The sequence below is a fragment of the Arthrobacter ginsengisoli genome (genome assembly GCF_031456935.1).
GTDB lineage: Bacteria > Actinomycetota > Actinomycetes > Actinomycetales > Micrococcaceae > Arthrobacter > Arthrobacter ginsengisoli.
In genome coordinates this window covers 1-19,023 of sequence record NZ_JAVDVQ010000018.1, presented here as the reverse complement: position 1 = coordinate 19,023, position 19,023 = coordinate 1, and the positions used below count along the sequence as shown (strand labels likewise).

Below are 19,023 nucleotides of genomic sequence, written 5' to 3'. Positions count from 1 at the left end.
CACGTAGTCCAAGATACATTGTTTTAGGAATTATGCATTTATTTACGTCTGTACTCAATGAGGAGCTTCTGGATGGAAAAGCACAACCGTCACTCACTGTTGGCCAAGGTTCTGACGCCGGCTGTCGCCGGCCTTACCCTCCTGTCTCTGGCGGCCTGCGGGACATCAAGCACGCCCAGCGCCGCCGGAGATGCCGCCAGCGGCTCGGAGGGCAAGACGTCCATCAAGGTGGTCGTGGCGCCCATCCAGTTCGAAACGGCCTACGTCGCCAAGGAGAAGGGTTTCTTCGACGAAGCAGGCCTGACCGTGGAAATCGTCCCGGGCGCCGATCCTTCGGCCAACCTTGCCCAGACCGTGAGCGGCCAGGCGGACATCACCACTGCGTCCTGGGGCGTGATGACCACCGCCACGGCGAAGGGCATGCCCGTGAAGGTGATCTCCGGAAACGGTGTTGTTGATCCCACCGTGGACAACTCCGGAATCCTGATCCCCAAGAACAGCAGCATCAACAATGTCGCTGACCTAAAGGGCAAGAATGTAGCCGTCGTCGGTGTGAACACCGGCGGCGATATCCCCATGCTCCAGGCTGCGGCCGCGGCGGGAATCGATCCCAAGTCGATTACGGAGATTGCCGTTCCATACGCCGGCATGCAGGCCGCCCTGGAGCAGGGAACAGTTGATGCTGCGTTCGCGGCGGACACCTACTACCACCAGCTCGTTGACGCCGGCTTCAAGAGCATCGCCAGCCCGGTCCGCGAATTCCAGGGCAACATGCCCGTGACCGTCTGGGCCGCCACCGACACCTGGCTCAAGAGCAACCCCGGAACGGCCAAGAAGTTCAATGACGCGATGACCAAAGCCGCGACGTTCTACACGGACCCGGCAAACGTCCAGGCAGTGGTGGACATCACCGCACGGATCAAGCAAGTGGACGCCTCCAAGGTCAATCCCAAGTCGTACGTTCCGGTGAACACTTCCATCAACCTGGCCACCGGCCAGGCCGGCATCGACGCCATGAAGGAACTGGGATTCGTCACGAAGCCGTTGACTGCCGAGGCCATGCTCTGGGCTGACGCCCCGCGCTTCACCAAGTAGGGCTGCCGGGCATCAGGAATACAACGGAAAGACCGATATGAAGACAAGCACAAAATCGCTGGACTGGGGGTTGACCACCCAGCGGCTGTTGGCGGTGGCTGCACTCCTGGCCATCTGGCAGGTGGTCATCTGGAGCGGCACCCTGCCTTCCATGACACCCGGGGTGGCCGCCCTGGCATCCTCCATCGGCGCGGCGCTGACCTCGGCAACATTCTGGGCAGCGCTGGCGCAGACCATGACGGCGGCCGTCAGCGGCTGGCTGATCGCCGTTGTAGCCGGAACGGTCCTCGGCCTGCTGATCGGATCCATCCGCGCGCTGGACCACTCGACGTCGATCTTGATCGACTTCGGACGTTCCTTCCCGGTGCTGGCGTTGATGCCGGTTGTCATCATGCTCCTGGGTGCCACCGCCCAGATGGAAACCGTCGTCGTTGCCCTGTCCTGCCTCTGGCCGGTACTGGTGCAGACAATCTACGGCGCCCGGCGCATGGAATCGGCGGTGGTGGATACGGTGCGGATCTTCCAGATTCCCGCGCTCCTCCGGTTCCGCCGGGTCCTGCTCCCCAGCGCCACCCCCTTCATCGCCACCGGAATCCGGATTTCGGCCTCCATCGCCATCCTGGTCGCCGTGGGCGTTGAAGTGCTCAGCCAGACGCCGGGAATCGGCCGGCAGATCACTCTGGCACAGCAGGCGCAGCGGTGGGATTCGGCGTTCGCATACCTCTTCTTCGCCGGGCTGGTGGGCTGGGGCATCGCCAGCCTGCTCAACTACGCCGAGGGCCGGATCCTCACATGGAACAGGCAGACCAATGACTGAGACAGCCCTTCGTACGGCACCAAAGCTGGAAACCACGTCCCGGGCAAGGCCGCCGCAGGCGCAGCGCGTGCGCAGCCGTCCCGTCCAGGTTGCGCTCAACGTACTGCAGCGGACCTGGCTGATCGTGGTGGTGTTCGCCCTATGGTGGATCGCTACCGCGAACAGCACCAACGTGTTCATCCCCTCCCTCGAGTCGATCCTGGTCAGCCTGGGCCGGGACCTCTCCAACGGCGTGATCGCCTCGGGAGCGGCCTACAGCCTGGGGAACCTGGCTGCGGGCCTCCTGATCGCCGTGGCCGTCGGCATCATCGGGGGACTGATCCTCGGTGAGACGAAACGGTTGCGGGAAATTGTGGATCCGGTCATCCACTTCTTCCGGTCCGTGCCCCAGGCGGCGCTGGTTCCGCTGATCATCGGCGCATTCGGAATCGGACAGGGGCCCAAGATCTACACCATCGCCTTTGCCTGCATGTGGCCGGTGCTGCTGAACACCATCGACGGCGTCCTGGGCGTGGAACCGACTATCCGCAAGTTCTCCAAGGTCTACCGGATTCCCCGCGGGCTTCATTTCCGCAAGGTGGTCCTCCCGGCTGCGCTGCCGCAGATCGTGGCCGGCGTCCGGGTCGCCCTTCCGATCGGAATCACGGTGATGGTGGTGAGCGAACTTTTCGCCGCCAACAAGGGCCTGGGTTTCTACATCCTCAACTCCTCCGCCACCTTCATGGTGCCGGAGACGTGGGCAGGTGCCCTGCTCGTCGGCGTCATCGGCTACATCCTCTCCCTCCTGTTTGTCGTCCTTGAACGCAGGATCCTGAGCTGGTACTTCAAGTCAGGCGCAAAATGACCACCCCGATCCAACAGAAAAATGAAGGAGCTCCCATGGCCATTCAGGCAGCGCCCGAGGAAGTGCAGGTGGCAACGAAGCCGCTGCTCCAGGTCCAAGGGCTGACGATGAGCTACGGTGTCGGTGACTCGGAGAACAAGATCCTGAACGATCTGAACCTCGAGGTAGACGACGGCGAATTCGTCTCCATCGTCGGTCCGTCCGGCGTCGGCAAGACCACGCTCCTGCGGTGCCTCTCGGGCCTTATCCAACCCCGGAGCGGCACCGTGAGCGTCGGCGGGGAGGTCATCAACGGCCCCCACCGGGACCTCGCCGTGGTCTTCCAGGACTACAGCCGTTCGCTCATGCCTTGGATGACCACCCTGGAAAATGTGGCCTTCCCGCTGCAGGGCCGCGGCGTAGGGAAAAAAGAGCGGAATGAAACCGCGGAGAAGAACCTCGCGGCGGTGGGTCTGGCGGGCCAGGGCCACAAGTACCCGTGGGAAATGTCCGGCGGCATGCAGCAGCGCGTGGCAATCGCCCGTGCGCTGGCCTACAACGCCAAGGTCCTGTTGATGGACGAACCGTTCGCTTCGGTGGATGCCCAGACCAGGTTCGACCTCGAGGACCTGGTGATCGATCTTCAGTCGACCCTTGGTGTCACCATCATCCTCGTGACTCACGACATTGATGAGGCGCTGTACCTCGCTGACAAGGTGATTGTCCTGGCGGAGAAGCCCGCCACCGTGGTGGACGTGATCGAGACCGGATTCGGCGACCACCGCGACCAGGTCGAAACCAAGGCCGATCCCCGCTTTGTGGAGGCGCGGGCCCGCATCCTGCACCGCTTGCGGGACCACTAGTCCCGGCGCGTCACAGCCGACAAAGCCCTCCGGGTTCCCCTACTGGGATCCCGGAGGGCTTTCCACGTTTTCGGCCTGGACTCCCGGCCCGCGGCTAGGCTTTAGCTTTCTCGAGCCCGCGCTCGGCTGTTTCCTTCTCGACGCCGGATTTCAGGATTGCCTGAAGCGTGGTCTCATAGTGGGTCCGGAGAAGCCCGGACGCGACGTCGGCGTTCCGGTCCAACGCGGCGGCCAGGATGTCGCGGTGCTCCTGGGCGATGTCGCGGTCCATGAAGCGCGTGGCGCGGCCGGCCCAGCGGCCGTAAAGCTGCGCCAGGTCGGACAGGGTGGAGGCGAGGTCGATCAGCACCGGCACGCCGCAGGCCTCGAGCAGTTTGGCATGGAAGGCCTGGTGGGCGCGGTCCCACGCCTCCGTCAACTCGCCGTTATCGCTCTCATTGCGGTAGGGGGTCCGCTCCAGCGTGTGGTGGGCCGCGATGAGCTCGGATTCCCAGGCCAGGTCCCCGCGTTTGACCGCCAGCCCGATCCCGAACTCTTCCGAGACGCAGCGCAGCTCCGTGATGTCCTTGATCTCGTCCAGCGAAAGCGTTGGCACGAAAAACCCGCGGTTCGGCTTAAGCACCACCAGGCGGTCTCCCACCAGCCGCGTCAGCGCCTCACGGATTACGGTGCTACTGGTCTTGTAGTGCTTGGTGAGTGCCACTAGCTGCAGCTTGTCTCCGGCGGCCCAGCGGCCGGCCAGGATGTCATCCCGGAGCGAGTCCCGGATCTGCGTGCTGAGGGTCTCAGACTCGATACTTTTCGACATGTGCATTATTTTACCCTGAAGCAGATTATGTTTTCTTAGTTGACTTATGCAATTTCCACCTTAGAATTGGATAAGCCGTACGGAGAGACCTGAATCACAACAGATCCGTCATTACCAAGGAGAACCGCCGTGACCAACTCCACCACCGAAGCACTCCAGACCCGCGAGGAGCACGTCGTCGACGACCTCTACTGGCGGGACCGGTACGAGCCCATTGCGGAAGACGACGAGTTCCTGCAGAAGATCGTGGATACCTCGGACCTTCCGGCGCTAATGGTGGCGCTGGCTGCAGTAACGAAAGACTTCTCCCTGCTGCGCGAGGATCTGCGGCCGCCGCAGCCGCCCGCGGAAATCGTGGGCATGCCGCACGGCGGCATGAGCCCCGAGCAGCAGGCGCAGGCGCGCGGGCTGGCCCTCGCGGCCCTGAAGCGGGTGCGGGACGAGCAGCTCACCAGCGTCGGCCCCCTGACTGAGGCCCAGGCCGATGACATCCTCACTTGGATCACCAACGCAGCCAACCCCGAGTACCACCCCATGCTGATGCATGACATGGCCCTGGTTGAGGGCAAGAGCGGCAAGCCGACGTGGGACTTCAAGGACATCGCCCTGGGCCGGGACTTCAGCGTGGCCGTCATCGGGTCCGGAGTTTCCGGAATGGCGGCCGCCTACCGGCTGAAGCAGGCCGGCATTCCCTACACCGTGTTTGAAAAGGGCCACACCGTCGGCGGCACGTGGTGGAAGAACACCTACCCCGGCGTACGCCTCGACACCCCCAACTACGCCTACAGCTTCTCCTTTGCCCAGCGTGACGACTGGCCCCAGCAGTTCTCGCAGGGGTCGGAGATTTTCGAGTACACCCGGCAAGTGGCCGAGCGCGGCGGCATCCTCGGTGAGATCGAATTAAACACCGAGGTTACGTCCGCCACCTATGACCAGGCCACGGGCCTGTGGAACGTGGACATGATCGATGCCTCCGGCCGGCCGGTCAGCCGCCAGTTCAATGCCGTGCTCTCCGCCGTCGGCCAGTTGGACCGGCCCAAGTACCCGGACGTTCCGGGACGCATGGACTTTGCCGGCATCCAGATGCACTCCGCTGAGTGGGACAACAGCGTCGATGTCACCGGCAAGCGGGTGGCGGTCATCGGCACCGGCGCCAGTGCCTACCAGATCGTCCCCGCAATCGTTGACCAGGTCTCCTCGCTGACCGTCTTCCAGCGCAGCTCACCCTGGATGCTGCCCACCCAGGGCTACTACGCGGACATGCCGGACTCTGTCCAGTGGCTGGTCCGCAAGCTCCCGCACTACGGGCAGTGGCTGCGGTTCTGGCAGCACTGGCTCGGCGTCGAGGGCCGCCAGCACACCACCGTGGCGGAACCGGGCTGGGACGAGCCCGGCAGTGTGTCCGCCGTCAACGCGCAGTGGCGCCAGGGCCTTACCGACATCCTGGCCAAGCAGTACCAGGACCGCCCGGACCTGCTCGCCAAGGTCACCCCGGATTACATCGTGGGCGGCAAGCGCATGCTCCGGGACAACGGCGTCTGGGCCGAGTCGCTGAAGAAGCCCCAGTCCACGCTGGTCACCGAGGGCATTGAGCGCATGACCCCCGAGGGCATTGTCACGAAGGACGGCGTGCTCCACGAGGTGGACATCATCGTCTACGCCACCGGTTTCCAGGCCTCGGAGTTCCTGGAGCCGTTGAAGATCACGGGCCTGAACGGCACGGACCTGCACGAGTACTGGGGCGGCGATGCCAAGGCTTTCGCCGGCCTGACCGTTCCGAACTTCCCCAACCTGTTCATCATCACCGGCCCCAACACCGGCCACGTGGTCAACGGCAGCCTCTACTCGATGATCGAATATGGCGTGGAATACATCCTGGAGTCGCTGCGCCTCATCATCGAAAAAGACCTCAAGGCCCTGGACCTGAAGCAGGAAGTCCTCGACGAGTTCGTCGCGGGCCTGGACGCCGCCAACGCCACCAAGGCGTGGGGGCATCCCAGCGTGCACACCTGGTACAAGAACAAGTTCGGCCGTGTGTCCCAGATCTGGCCCCACCCGGTGTTGGACTTCTGGAAGATCACCCGCACCGTGAACCTCGACGACTACAACCAGCTGGCATGAGCGCCGCCGCAACCGAACCGCTGGCGGGCGTCCTTGTCGGGGAGGCGCTGTACAAGGCGGAAATGCACGACGGCGTGATCAGCGTCCGGGGCGTCCGCTATGGTGAGCGGCTGGATCCTGAGGACCGTTTCTCCGCGCTGGGTGATCCGTCACCGGAGCGGCCGCAGGCTCCCGCGACGGTGTTCCCGCAGGCGCCCGGATCGCTGGACTGGCTGCTCGGCCCCGGACTGTCCCGCATGCCGCAGGACGAGGATTCCTTCCTTCTGGACATCTGGGCGCCCGAGGGCGCGAAGGACCTCCCGGTCCTGGTCTTCCTGCCCGGGGGAGCCTTCATCAGCGGCGCCGGGAACGTCCGCTGGTACGACGGCGCCCGGCTCGCCCGGGAGGGCGGTGCTGTGGTGGTTACTGTTAACTACCGGCTGGGTGCGCTCGGTCTGCTCAACGGCGCCGGAGGGGCCGGCGACGGCGCGCACCCTGGTCCGCGGAACCTTGCGGTCGGCGACATCCTGCAGGCGTTGACCTGGATTCACCGGAACATCGGCGCGTTCGGCGGCAATCCCGAGGCCACCACCCTGGCGGGCCACTCCGCCGGGGCGTGGTACGCGTACGTGCTGAGCTTTGCCGGGCCGGCGCGCGGACTGTTCAACCGGACCGCCCTGTTCAGCCTGCCCTGGCAGCCTCCCTTGAACGAGACGGAGTTCGCCGAGCGGTCCAGGCTGTTTGCCACGGCCCTGGGCGATGGCGACAGTACCGGCCACAGCACCGGGGAGGTCCTGGCCGCCCAGGCCGCGGTGTCCAAGGCCTATGCCGGCAGGGGACTGGGCCTGATGCCGGCAGCGGACGGGGAACTGGTTCCTTCCTGGGCCATGGACTTCGAGGCCGCGGCGGCCGCCATGCACGTGGACGCGCTGCTGCTGAGCAGCACCGACGATGAAGCCGCCGCGTTCCTGCATGCCCTTCCCGTCCAGGCCGTCGGCCCGCAACAGCTTGCCGGCTTTGTCGGTGCGCACTTCGAAGCTCCCGCCGACGCGACATCCTTCATCGAGGAACGGCATCCCTCGGCGACGGACCACGCGAAGCTGGTGGAGGCCATGAGCCTGCACCAGTTCCGGCTGGCCGCCACCGAGCTGGCAGGCCGGGCCGACCAGGCCGGAATTCCGGCCACTCTGCTGCGGTTCTCCGTGCGCAGCAGGGTGGTCGGCGCCGGCAGCCCGCACTGCTTTGAACTGCCTTTCCTATTCGGAAACGGCGCAGACTGGGAGGATGCCCCGATGCTCGACGGGTTCCCCGCAGAGGTCTTCGACGACGTGTCGGACCGGCTCCGGCCGCTCCTGCTCGGCTTTGTTGCGGACGGCGTAGCGCGGACGCCCGAAGGCAGGCCCGTGCCCCGCTTCGATTCGAAGAGCCCGGCACTGTACATGGTGGGCGAAACCGGAAGCGGCACCGCCGTCGTCGAGCCTGAACTGCGTCCGCGACGCTAGGTCCGCCGCAAGCGGGAGAAACTATTCAACCGAAAACGCCAGTGGAGCCGTCCGAAAAGGCGGCTCCACTGGCGTTAGGCGGATGTTGGCGGATCTCAGAAGCTGGTGATCACCGAGCGGGCAACCGATCCGCCGCGCAGCAGGTCGTAGCCTTCATTGATCTGATCCAGCGAGATGCGTTTGGAAACCAATTCATCCAGCTTAAAGCGGCCTTGCAGGTACAGCTCCGCGTACATCGGGATGTCGATCTTCAGGTTGGTGGAGCCCATGGCCACGCCGCGGATGCCTTTCTGCTTGCCCATCAGGTCGCCGAACGGCGTCACTTCCAGGCGGGTTTCGGGTTTCTGGACACCGATCAGGAACGCGGTGCCGCCGATGTCCAGCATCGCGACGGCGTCCATCGCCATCTGCTTCAGGCCGATCACTTCGAAGGCGCAGGTGACGCCACCGCCGGTGAGGTCCTTGACCGCCTGCACGGAATCCCCGTCCCCGGCATTGATGATGTCCGTGGCGCCGAACACCTTGGCGAGTTCAAGCTTGGCCGGCTGCAGATCGATGGCGATGATCCTGCGCGCCCCGGCCAGGGCGGCGCCCTGGATGACGTTGAGGCCCACCCCGCCGCAACCGATGACGGCAACAGTATCTCCGGGGCGGATGCGGGCCGAGTTGATGGCAGCCCCGGCCCCCGTCACCACACCGCAGCCCAGGAGCGCGGCTCGGTCGAAGGGGATGTCCCTGCTGACGGAGACAACAGTGTTCTCGTGGACGATCACCTGTTCGGCGAATCCGCCAACGCCGATGAACTGCGTCAGTGCCTCGCCGTTGCGGCTCAGCCGCGGGCCCTGGCCCGGGGTCCTCTGCGTTTCCTGCGGATGGCGGCACTGGTAGGGCCGGCCCGTCAGACACCCCCGGCAGTGGCCGCAGCTGTGGATCGGCGATGACACCACGTGATCGCCCACGCGGAACTCCGTGACGTCCGGACCAACTTCGGCCACCACCCCGGCGATCTCGTGGCCGAGCAGGGCAGGCATGGGGAAGCCCACGTTGGTTTCGGCCACGTGCATATCGCTGTGGCACAAGCCGCTGGCGCGGACATCGATGAGCACCTCACGGCCGATCGGATTTGCGATGTCAATGTCCTGGACCTGGAACGGCTGACCCACGCCGTCGAGTACTGCTGCTTTCATTCCTGTTGGTTTCCCCTCAAAGAGTGAACCGGACTTGCCGGCTTGGACGTGACGCGCCCCACAAATCTAAATATAGTGTGTAGTGAAGTGCAAAATCTATGAATAATCGATTATTTTGCCCTGGGCGTTCCGCTCACCGACAGACAAGGGAGTCCAGCATGAAAGCTGCAGTCATCAACGAAATCAACGGCCGTTTCGATGTGGAAGAGGTCAGCATCGGTGATCCCGTGGGCCGCGAGGTCCTGGTGGAGGTCAAGGCTGCGGGCCTGTGCCACTCGGATCTGCTGGTCGCCTCGATCGACCGCGGGCGCCCGCTTCCCATGGTTGTTGGACATGAAATGGCCGGGGTTGTGGCCGCCGTCGGACCTGATGTCCGGGACCTTGCCGTCGGGGACCATGTGGTTGGCTCCGAAGTGAAGTTCTGCGGGCACTGCGAGGAATGCCTGGCCGGCCACAGCTACCGTTGTGTCAATCCCGGCGAAGTGTCCCGGCCGCGCGCTGCAGGGTCCAAGCTGCGCCGAAACAGCGGGGATGTGCACGCGTTTGGCGTCGCCGCCTTTGCCGAATACACCATCTGCCACGCCAACTCGCTGGTGCGGATCCCCAGGGAGCTGCCCTTCCCACAGGCGGCAGTGCTCAGCTGCGCGGCCATCACCGGCGTGGGGGCGGCACTCAATACGGCCAAGGTCCAGCCCGGCGACACGGTGGCCGTCATCGGCCTGGGCGGCATTGGCCTTAACGTCCTGTCCGGGGCCCGGATCGCCGGGGCCACCACCATTATTGGTGTCGACGTGCATCCGGCCAAGCTCGAACTGGCGTCCCGCTTCGGCGCCACCCACGTAGTGAACTCCGGCGAGGAGGACGCTGTGGCCAAGGTGCGCGAGATCAGCGGGCGCGGGGTGCACCACTCCTTCGAGGCCATCGGGCTCGGAGCAACCCAGACCCAGGCCATCGAGATGACCCGCGTTGGCGGCGGCGCGTACTTCATCGGAATACCGCAGGGCGCGCCCCTGGAAGTGGACGTACTGCGCTCCCTCATTGCCTCCCAGCGACGCATCCAGGGCGTGTATATGGGTTCGAGCAACATCCGCCGGGATATTCCGATGTACGCCGAGCTCTACCTGCAGGGCCGCCTGAACCTCGATGACCTGGTGGCGCAGGAAATCCCGCTCGAGGGGATCAATGACGCCTACCGGCTCCAGGAGTCCGGGGCGATCGCGCGCAGCGTCATCACGTCGTTCTGACGGAAAGGGGCGCTGCCAAGACAGCCATTGCCAAGTGTAGCCTTTTTATATAAAATCATCCAAAGAATGCATTTTCATCTCACAATGTTGTGAAGGTTCCACGGGTGCCACCCCTGGTGCCAGCCAAGAAGGAGTTCAAAGTGACTGCACGCACCGGAGCAGAGTACAAGCGGGGCCTGGATGACGGCCGCGAAGTCTGGCTGGGGTCGGAGCGCATCTCCGTCCTCGAACACCCGGCCTTCAAGGGTTCCGTCGAAGGCATGGCGGGCTACTTCGATTACCAGCACAAGTACGCGGCGGACTGCCTGACCACCCACCCGGAAACGGGTGAGCCGATGAACGTGAGCCTCTCGCTGCCGAAGAATGCCGAGGACATTGCCCTCAGGCACCGCGCCTTCGACCGGCTGGCCCGCTACTCCAACGGCATGCTGGGCCGCACGCCGGACTACGTCAACGTGGTCCTGGCAGGTCACGTCTCCCGCCGGGACATCTTCGACCGCTCCGGGGACCCGGTGTACCACCAGCGGCTGGCGGCCTACCACCGCGAAGTGATCGAAAAGGACCTCGCGCTGACCCACACCATTGTGCACGCGGCCATCGACAAGAGCGTCGGCGAGCTGCAGGGCATGAACGAGGAACTCACCCTCCGCGTGGTGGAGCGGACCGAGCAGGGACTCGTCGTCAAGGGCGCCAAGATGCTGGCCACCCTCGGCCCTATCGCGGACGAACTCTACGTCTACCCGGCAGTGCCCATCCAGAAGGGCTTCGAGGAATTCGCCATTTCCTTCGCCATCCCGGTGGCCACTCCCGGCGTCGTGGCCGTCTGCCGCGACCACTACGGCGTGGACGCCGATGTTGCGGACAAGCCGTTCTCGTCGCGCTTTGACGAGCAGGACGCCGTCATTATTTTCGACGACGTGCTGGTTCCCTGGGACCGCGTGTTCATCGACGGCAACCTGGACGTCTACAACGCCATCAATGCCGGCACCGCATCCGGCAACACCCAGCAGCAGACGGCCATCCGTGCCGCCGTGAAGCTTGAGTTCGCCTACGATCTCTGCACGCAGATCGCCAAGGTGACCGGCACCGAGAACAAGCCCGACGTCGGCGCGATGCTCGGCGAAATCTACACGTACCTGCGCCTCACCCGCGCGGCCATCCACTCCGCGGAGATGCGGGCCTCGGACTGGGGCGACGGCGCGTTCTTCTGCCACGACGACATCAGCGCCCTGCGGGCCATCATGCCCGGCTGGATGATCCGGATCAACGAAATCATCAAGTCCATGGGCTCGCACAACCTGCTGGCAACCCCCACCGGCGGCGCCTTCAACGATCCGCGCCTGGGCCCGCTGCTGAAGAAGTACCTCCCCGGCGCCAACGGCATCAGCGCCCAGGAACGCGCCCGCATCATGCGCACCGCCTGGGACTTCGCCGGCTCGGCACTGGGCAGCCGGATCGAGCTCTACGAGCGCTTCTACCTCGGGAGCATCGGCCGCGCCCGCGCCCTGGACCACCGCAAGGCCCAGGCCGCCGGGGAGACCGGCGCCTACAAGGCGATGTTCGAGGAAATCGACGGGCTGCCCGCCGCACCACAAGGCTCCATGGCAGAGAGCGAAATTGCCGCGCCCGCGACTGACCGGGTCGCCGTCGGGGCGCGGGGCTAGGTTCCGTCATGACGGCGCAGACAGCGGAGGCCGCCGGCCTTGAGAACAGCGTGGAGAACATAACGGGCACCGTGGCCCGGCATGTCGCGGACACCGGCTTCGAGGCCTTCGATGCCGGCACGGTGGACCGGGCCAAGATCCGCATCATCGACTCGCTGGGCAACATCGCCGCAGGCCACCGCGCCCAGGGCAACGACGCCGTCCTGGACCTCGCCAGGCGCTGGGGCGGTGCGCCGGAATCCAGCGTGCTGGTCCACGGCGTCCGCGTCCCGGCGCACAACGCGGCCATGGTCAACGCGGTGATGATGCGGTCCTACGACTTCGAGCCGATCGGCGCGGAATATGAGGACCACACACAGTCCGCCGCCCACATCAGCGGGACCACGGTTCCGGTGGCCCTGGCCGTCGCGGAGCAGCAGCGCTCCTCGGGCCGCGACCTTCTCACCGCACTGATCCTGGGGGACGACCTCACCTCGCGGCTCGCCGCGGCATCGGGCTTTGACGTCTACAGCGGCCAGGACAACACCGGCACCGTCAACGGCCTTGGCGGCACCGCCGTCGCCGCCAAACTCATGGGGCTCGACGCGGACCAGATCCGGAACGCGCTGGGAATCGCGGTGAACCAGCTGTCCGGCACCGTGGCCAACATCTTCGACCAGACGCTCGCGTTCAAACTCCCCATCGCTTTCGCCGCCCGCAACTCGATCATGTCCGCGGAGCTGGCGCAGGCCGGGTTCACCGGGCCGGTGGATGCCATCGCGGGCCGGCACGGGTTCCTGGACATGTACTGTTCCTCGCCGGTGCCGGAGAAAGTAACCCGCGGGCTCGGCCAGGCCTTCTATGCGGACTGCGTGATCAAGCCCTGGGCCTCGTGCCGGGCCAGCCACCCCTCACTGGACGCGTGTGTGCGGCTGGCCACGGAGAACCGGTTGAACGAGGACCAGATCGAGGAGATCCTCATCCACGTGACCCCGCGGACCCTGCAGGGTTTCGTGGGCCAGCCGTTCGTGATCGGGGAGTGCCCGGAGGTTTCGGGCGCCTTCAGCATCCGTTTCACGGCCGCCACCGCCCTGATGTACAGGACGGTGCGGCCGGAACACCTCACGCTGGAGCACATGCAGGATCCGCGCCTGCAACGGCTGCTGGAGAAGATCCGGCTGGTTGATTCGCTGCCGCCGGCGGAATCGCTCACAGCCGAAGTGGAGCTGCGGCTCCGGGACGGTTCCGTGCTCAGAACCCGGACAGACGTGCCCAAGGGGGACATCCACGCCAGCCCGATGAGCGAGGCGGAGATCCTGGACAAGTACTACGCCAACGCTGCGTTCGGCGGCAGGACCTCACGCAGGAATGCCGAGGAAGCGGTACGGCTCATCCAGCGCCTTGAGGAGCTGGACAGCCTGGCCCCCCTCATCAAACTCTTCACACCCGACCTTCAGCACTAAATCCCAGGAGGATGAAATGAACACAGAACAGGTTGTACCCACTGCGGAGATCACCGTCGATCCCGCTGCCTTCCGTCACGTCGTGGGCCACTTCGCCAGCGGCGTCACGGTGATCACCACGGTTGTGGACGGCGAGCTGTACGGCACGACGGCGTCTGCCGTGTCCTCGCTGTCCATGGAACCTCCCATGATGCTCGCCTGCCTCAACCGCTCCAGCTCCACGCACGACGCCGTGCTGAAGGCCGGAGTGTTCGGCATCAACATCCTGGCCGAGGACCAGAGCGACCTCGCGATGAAGTTCGGACGCAAGGGCGGAGACAAGTTCGACGGCGTTGCGGTCACCATGTCCGCGGAGGGCGTTCCTATGCTGGACGGCGCCCTGGCCGCCATCGTCTGCCGGGTTGCCGAAACCCCCACCGGCGGCACGCACACCGTGTTCCTGGGCCAGGTCACGGATGCCAAGGCCACCGCAGGGGAGCCGCTGGCATACTTCCGCGGCGCCTTCGGCCGGCTGGAACGGGTCAAGGAGCTCGCGGCCTACGATGCCGTGCGCGACTGGGTACTGGGCCGCCGTACGCCGCTGCACCAGGCGCTGGACCCCGTGGAGATCGCCGAACAGGCCAAGTCCGATCCCCACAACGTCCACAATGCCCTGGTCAAGCTGACGGCCGAATCCCTCGTGACCCGCGGGGACCGGGGCGAATTCCTGCCTGCGCCCATCACTCGCCAGCTCACGGACAGTGTCTACGACGGCCGCCTCACCATCGAGCTCGGCGTGCTCGCCAGCCACTTCGAGAAGTTCACGGACGAGGACATCGCGGAGCTGAGCCGCCTCACTGACGAGCTGGCGCTGCTGCGCCAGGGCGGCCAGGAAGCGCTGGACAAGTTCCTTAAGACAAACGCGATGTACCACAACCGCCTGGTCAGCGTGGCTGGCTCCGCCCAGCTCACCGACGCCTTTCGCCGCCTCGGAATCGGCACGGTGTGGCGCGAGGCCCTCAACAGCGAAGAATGGGCCCGGAAGATGGACCACAGCCACATCGTGGAACTCACGGCGGCGCTGAAGGACCGCGACCACGCGCGGGCCGCGGAGGCCCTCCGCCTGCACACGTCCTTCGGCAAGCAGCTGGCCAGCGACGTCATTGAGCGCCACGGCGGCGAAGTCTAAGCAGCAGCTCCAAAGAACGACGGCGGGGCCGCACCCAGGGATTCCCATCCCGGCGGGTGCGGCCCCGCCGTCGTTCCCTGGCCGTTCTCTGTGGGGCCAGCCGGGGGACAGCAAAGGGGCGGGGAGACCGGTGTGGCCTCCCCGCCCCTTTGTTCCGGTGGTTCGTCAGCGCGTGGCCGGCAACCCTGTTTCCGTCTGTTGGAGGCAGGCCAGTTCCGGCACATAGGCGGCAAGCGCTTCGAACGCCGCCCGCTCGGCGTCCGGGGTGGTGGCTGCTGCCACATAGCGGTCGGGCCGCACCATGAGAGTCATGCCGCTGCCTGCGACAGCTGCGAAGGCGCCGCTGGTGTCGGTGACCGCGGTGACGCCGGTCAGCGCGAGGTGCGGGCCGCCGTCGTGATTCCCCTCAGTGCCAACCCGCCGGACCTCAAGGGGGGCGCGGCGGTCGTGAGGGAAGTACAGCAGTGCCCAGCCCGTACCGAGGACGGAGTCCAGCGGGACGGCGTCGCCGGTGGTCAGCGTGACCTGCGGCTGGGACAAGGAGCGCCCCACCAGGGCGGCTGCCCGCTTCGGAACAGACGTGCCCGGGGCCACCACGCAGCCGTCGGTGAAGTGCGGCTGCTTGAGGAACTTCATGCCGGCGAGCCATGCCTTGGCGGTGGGAACGATGCCGGAGGCGGTGATGGCGGCGTCGCGGATGGCGGTGAGCGCCGGGTTGACGTTCATCACCACCGTGCCGATCCGGTGGGAAAGGCGCACCATGTCCACCGCGTGGGGGCGCCGCTCCGCCTGGTAGGTGTTCACCAGGGCATCGGTGCCGGTGCCACGGACGTTCGCGGCGATCTTCCAAGCCAGGTTGGCGACGTCGCGGATGCCCGCGTTCAGGGCCTGGCCGGCGAACGGGGGCATCATGTGGGCTGCGTCCCCGGCGAGGAGCGCGTGCCCGACGCGGTAGTTCAGGGCCACGCGCTGGTGGGCCACGTAGACGGCAGCGCGGCGGATGTCCGCCGCGGCAATCGTCTGGAACGGCGCGATGAGCCTGGTGATGGCCTCCGGTGACGTCATCGCAGCCGCTTCCTCGCCGGGGAGGAGCATGAACTCGTAGCGGCGGCGGCCGTTGACTCCGGGGACCACGACGACGGGACGCGTCCCGTTGCAGTGGAACTCGGAGAACCGCTCCGGATCGCCCGGCGTGTTGATGATGTCCACCACAATCCATTTCTGGACCTGGGTGGAACCTTCCATCGGGATGCCGAGCTGGGAGCGGACCGGGCTGCGGCCGCCGTCGCACGCGAGCACCCATTTGGAGCGGACGGTGTGCTTGCCGTCGTCGTCGATCAGCACCGTGTCCACATGCTCGGGTCCGTCCGTGATGCGGAACGCTTCGGTGGTGAAACGGACATCGATCAGCGGACGGGCCCGGGCGGCTTCCAGGAGCAGTGATTCCATCACGGGCTGGTCGAACTGCGACTTACCGGGCTGGCCCAGCCGCGGGCTGGCCGGGTAGACCTCCGCCAGCAGCTGTTCCTTCCGGCCGAAGTAGCGGGCGCCGGTGTCCATGAGCATCTCCGGGGCCAGCCGGTCCAGAATACCGATCTGCTGCATGACCCGCAGCGTCTCGTCGGTGACGCTGATGGCCCGCGGTTCGTCGCTGGTACCGGCATGGCGCTCAACGAGGATCACGTTGACGCCCTGATCCGCCAGCAGGTTCGCCGCGGCCAGGCCGATGGGGCCAGCCCCGATGACCAGTACGTCGGTTTCGATGATTTTGTCCATGCCGATCAAAGTTCCGTTCCTATAAGAGTGCAGTCGGTGGCGTAAGGGGCACGGTGAATTAGGAGACGAGCTCCACGGTGTTCTTCAGAGTGCCCAGGCCGGTGATTTCCACCTCGACGACGTCCCCTTCCGAGAGCAGGCCGGAGGGTTCCATGAACAGACCCACGCCGCCGGGGGTGCCGGTGACGATCACATCGCCGGGGGAGAGCTTGGTGAAGCCGGTGACGTAGGCGATCAGCTGAGGGATGGTGAAGTACAGGTCCGACACGGAGGCCTTCTGGCGGATGTCGCCGTTGACCCGGGTTTCCAGGGTGAGCGCGTTGACGTCGCCCAGGTCCGCGGCCGGGACGAGGTAGGGGCCGAAGCCACCGGTGCCGGGAAAGTTCTTGCCGGGGATCCACTGGGAGGCCGCAAGCTGCCAGTCGCGGACGCTGAGGTCGTTGTAGGCGGCGTAACCTGCCACATAGTCAAAGGCGTCCTCTTCGGCTACGTGGAATGCTTCTTTGCTGATGACCAGGGCCACTTCGCCTTCGTAGTCGAACTTGGTGGTGGTGGCAGGCATTTGAGCCGGCTGCAGGTGGCCCATCTGGGAGTCGGCGAAGCGGGTGAAGACGGTGGGTGCCTTCTGCTCCGTCTTGCCGGATTCCTCCTGGTGGCTGCGGTAGTTCACGCCGATGCAGATGACCTTGCCGGGATCCGTGACGGCGGGAAGGAACTCGATGACCGCTTCCGCGCGGGACGGGGCGTTGCGGTACTCTTCGCCGACGGTGCCGAAGATGCCCTGTTCGACGGCGGCGCGGAGCGTGTGGGCAAGGTTGGCTCCGCTGGGGCCGAGATCGTAGGCCTGTCCGTCGGCGATGATGCCCCAGGTGGGGGAGCCGTCTGCGGATACAAAGCTTGCGTAGTTCATGATGATGTTTCCTTTCGCGGCGGCGGCGCGCCGGGGAGGTGACGCAGTCCCTTCCCTGTCGGCGGTTTTGCCGGGCAGAAAGAATGTGCATCTTTTGACAAGAAATACATTATCTTGTTTTTACGCATTCTGACTAGTGTGTTCCTGGACGGGTCGAGGGAGCCGCGTTCAGCCAGATCGCGCACTTTTGGCGCCCAGCGTCCGCCCATCAATAGCAGTGGCCAGGGTGTGCGTCGGCAGCATCGGTTCCCGCGTGCAGGCGGGCCGGAGTTACGTCATGGGAAGGTCGCGGGTATAGGATCTCGGCCGACCGCCGGCGCCCAGCCGCGCTGAACGGAAGGCCCCGGGTTTCGCTGCGCTCAATCCGTCTCAGGTCCGGTGCAGAAGTAGCACTCCCCGGCCTCGAGGCTTGAGTCGCAAATCAATTCTATGAGGTTGATTCCTCGGCGTTGGTTCGGGGCCGCGCTGAGAGTTCGGGTTTTCATGTCGGCGGACTTACTTGCTGGAGGGCGCATCAGTTGCCAGCGCCCACCTGGACCCATTCCCCGGAAAGAGGCTGGACAGAAAGCGCTCCATCTCCGGATTCGGAGCGGGTGCTTCCACAACGCGCTCGGACTCCACGATTTCGAGATACAGGCCTTCCCAGGGGGACCAGGTCATGCCTGCCAAGGAGGGCGCGGCCGGCGCTACCGCTGCATGGTGATTTTGCTCGCCGACCGGGCGGCGGACCTTGCGGCCGAAGGAAACTGACGGGACGCTGTGGGCGATGGTCATGATGCTTCCTCTCTGAAGCTTTCCCTCTGCGTGTCTAGATGATTAATTTCCATTGGATTTAATGGTCGTAGGCGATGAGTGAGCGTTTGCGGGGTGCACCGGTGTGCCATTTGTGCCAGATCCCGGCGGCGAGGGCCAGAAGGCGTGCCGCGACGCGGGCATAGATTCCCGGGAGCGACCGGCCCCCGTGGTGTTCAAGGGAGAGTTGGCCTTTGAGGGTGTCAAAGACGGATTCGATCCATTGCCGGATCCGACCGATCCTGCCGAACCGGGGTTTCTCGTCTTTCCGGTCCGGGCGGACCAGGGGTGGCGGCGAGGTCCCGGGTGATGGATGCCTCGAACTCCCGGTCGGCGAAGCCTTTGTCCCCGAGGATGATCTGTCGGCCAGTGCGGTGATGACCGCAGCGATCAACGGGCCGGTGGCCCTGACCCGTTTGTTGTAGCCCGACTGGCCCGGAATGCCGGGGAACATCGGGCGCAGGTGGGTGTATGCGTACCGGATCCACCGTGTCTCTGAGTGCATGGCGAGCAGTTGCTGTGCAACGACGAGGCAGAGCAGTTCCGCGTCCGTCAGGACGGGTTTCCGTCCCGCCCGCCGAACGCGGGACACGCCCAAATCCGGCAGGATCTGGTCGGTGAGAAAGACGTAAAGTGTGGTCAGGAGAGTGCTTAGTTGAGTGTTCACAACCCGGCTTAACACTCTCCGACCTACTTTAAAAGCCTCCACGCCACAGGAGGTATCAGGACTTCCTCATCTAGTGGGTGTCGACTGCCTCGATTTCGGACTTGTCCTCGCCCCAGAGGGTGTGGAAGGTTCCTTCGGCGTCGACGCGGCCGTAGGTGTGCGCGC

At 65.3% G+C, this 19,023-nt stretch carries 15 protein-coding genes and 1 pseudogene; 10 read left to right on the top strand and 6 right to left on the bottom strand.

Features of this window, described 5'->3' with window-relative positions; genetic code table 11:
* Positions 1-72 precede the first annotated feature (72 nt).
* Genes J2X01_RS16850 through J2X01_RS16835 form a run of 4 tightly spaced genes read left to right on the top strand, consistent with a single transcriptional unit; the run spans position 73 to position 3,598 of the window.
* Positions 73-1,095 carry an ABC transporter substrate-binding protein gene (locus J2X01_RS16850; protein ID WP_310059985.1) on the top strand — a complete coding sequence of 341 codons (1,023 nt, stop codon included), beginning with the start codon at positions 73-75 and terminating at the stop codon, positions 1,093-1,095.
* Positions 1,096-1,132: 37 nt separating this feature from the next.
* Entirely contained in the window at positions 1,133-1,912 is a 780-nt protein-coding gene (locus tag J2X01_RS16845) for an ABC transporter permease (protein WP_310059983.1), read from the top strand.
* The gene (locus tag J2X01_RS16840; RefSeq protein WP_310059981.1) at positions 1,905-2,756 is read left to right on the top strand and encodes an ABC transporter permease; all 852 of its coding nucleotides are present in this window, start codon (positions 1,905-1,907) and stop codon (positions 2,754-2,756) included. Before J2X01_RS16845 ends, J2X01_RS16840 begins: the two co-directional genes overlap by 8 nt.
* A gap of 35 nt (positions 2,757-2,791) precedes the next feature.
* Positions 2,792-3,598 (top strand): ABC transporter ATP-binding protein, encoded by an 807-nt coding sequence (locus tag J2X01_RS16835; RefSeq protein WP_310059978.1) that lies wholly within the window; start codon positions 2,792-2,794, stop codon positions 3,596-3,598.
* Between the two features lie 94 nt (positions 3,599-3,692).
* On the opposite strand, the gene J2X01_RS16830 is transcribed toward J2X01_RS16835, so the two are convergent.
* On the bottom strand, positions 3,693-4,406 hold the full coding sequence (locus tag J2X01_RS16830) for a GntR family transcriptional regulator (protein WP_310059975.1): 714 nt from the start codon (positions 4,404-4,406) through the stop codon (positions 3,693-3,695).
* Between the two features lie 129 nt (positions 4,407-4,535).
* On the opposite strand from J2X01_RS16830, the gene J2X01_RS16825 reads away from it, so the two are divergent.
* Together J2X01_RS16825 and J2X01_RS16820 are read left to right on the top strand one after the other, a co-directional pair.
* Positions 4,536-6,527 carry a flavin-containing monooxygenase gene (locus tag J2X01_RS16825; RefSeq protein ID WP_310059973.1) on the top strand — a complete coding sequence of 664 codons (1,992 nt, stop codon included), beginning with the start codon at positions 4,536-4,538 and terminating at the stop codon, positions 6,525-6,527.
* Positions 6,524-8,008, top strand: a complete 1,485-nt coding sequence (locus J2X01_RS16820) for a carboxylesterase family protein (RefSeq protein ID WP_310059971.1) — start codon at positions 6,524-6,526, stop codon at positions 8,006-8,008. Before J2X01_RS16825 ends, J2X01_RS16820 begins: the two co-directional genes overlap by 4 nt.
* Before the next feature lie 95 nt (positions 8,009-8,103).
* Here J2X01_RS16820 and J2X01_RS16815 read toward each other — a convergent pair whose 3' ends face one another.
* A complete protein-coding gene (locus tag J2X01_RS16815; RefSeq protein WP_310059969.1) occupies positions 8,104-9,195 on the bottom strand; it encodes a Zn-dependent alcohol dehydrogenase in 1,092 nt (363 codons plus the stop codon).
* A 158-nt stretch (positions 9,196-9,353) separates the two neighbouring features.
* Between J2X01_RS16815 and J2X01_RS16810 the strand changes: the two genes are divergently transcribed.
* The 4 genes from J2X01_RS16810 to J2X01_RS16795 all read left to right on the top strand — a co-directional run bounded on the left by J2X01_RS16810 (position 9,354) and on the right by J2X01_RS16795 (position 14,713).
* Positions 9,354-10,439, top strand: coding sequence for a zinc-binding dehydrogenase (locus J2X01_RS16810; protein ID WP_310059967.1), 1,086 nt, complete (start codon positions 9,354-9,356; stop codon positions 10,437-10,439).
* Between the two features lie 140 nt (positions 10,440-10,579).
* Positions 10,580-12,103 carry a 4-hydroxyphenylacetate 3-hydroxylase N-terminal domain-containing protein gene (locus J2X01_RS16805; protein WP_310059964.1) on the top strand — a complete coding sequence of 508 codons (1,524 nt, stop codon included), beginning with the start codon at positions 10,580-10,582 and terminating at the stop codon, positions 12,101-12,103.
* Positions 12,104-12,111: 8 nt separating this feature from the next.
* A complete protein-coding gene (locus J2X01_RS16800) occupies positions 12,112-13,545 on the top strand; it encodes an MmgE/PrpD family protein (RefSeq protein ID WP_310059962.1) in 1,434 nt (477 codons plus the stop codon).
* Between the two features lie 16 nt (positions 13,546-13,561).
* Entirely contained in the window at positions 13,562-14,713 is a 1,152-nt protein-coding gene (locus J2X01_RS16795; protein WP_310059960.1) for a flavin reductase, read from the top strand.
* A 165-nt stretch (positions 14,714-14,878) separates the two neighbouring features.
* Here J2X01_RS16795 and J2X01_RS16790 read toward each other — a convergent pair whose 3' ends face one another.
* The 4 genes and pseudogenes from J2X01_RS16790 to J2X01_RS16775 form a co-directional block, all read right to left on the bottom strand.
* Positions 14,879-16,489 (bottom strand): FAD-dependent monooxygenase, encoded by a 1,611-nt coding sequence (locus tag J2X01_RS16790; protein WP_310059957.1) that lies wholly within the window; start codon positions 16,487-16,489, stop codon positions 14,879-14,881.
* Positions 16,490-16,547: 58 nt separating this feature from the next.
* Positions 16,548-17,399: a fumarylacetoacetate hydrolase family protein gene (locus tag J2X01_RS16785; RefSeq protein ID WP_310059953.1), complete on the bottom strand. Its 852-nt coding sequence runs from the start codon at positions 17,397-17,399 to the stop codon at positions 16,548-16,550.
* A 495-nt stretch (positions 17,400-17,894) separates the two neighbouring features.
* A complete protein-coding gene (locus J2X01_RS16780) occupies positions 17,895-18,173 on the bottom strand; it encodes a hypothetical protein (protein WP_310059950.1) in 279 nt (92 codons plus the stop codon).
* A gap of 58 nt (positions 18,174-18,231) precedes the next feature.
* Positions 18,232-18,858: pseudogene (locus tag J2X01_RS16775) on the bottom strand (transposase family protein).
* Positions 18,859-19,023: the final 165 nt, after the last annotated feature.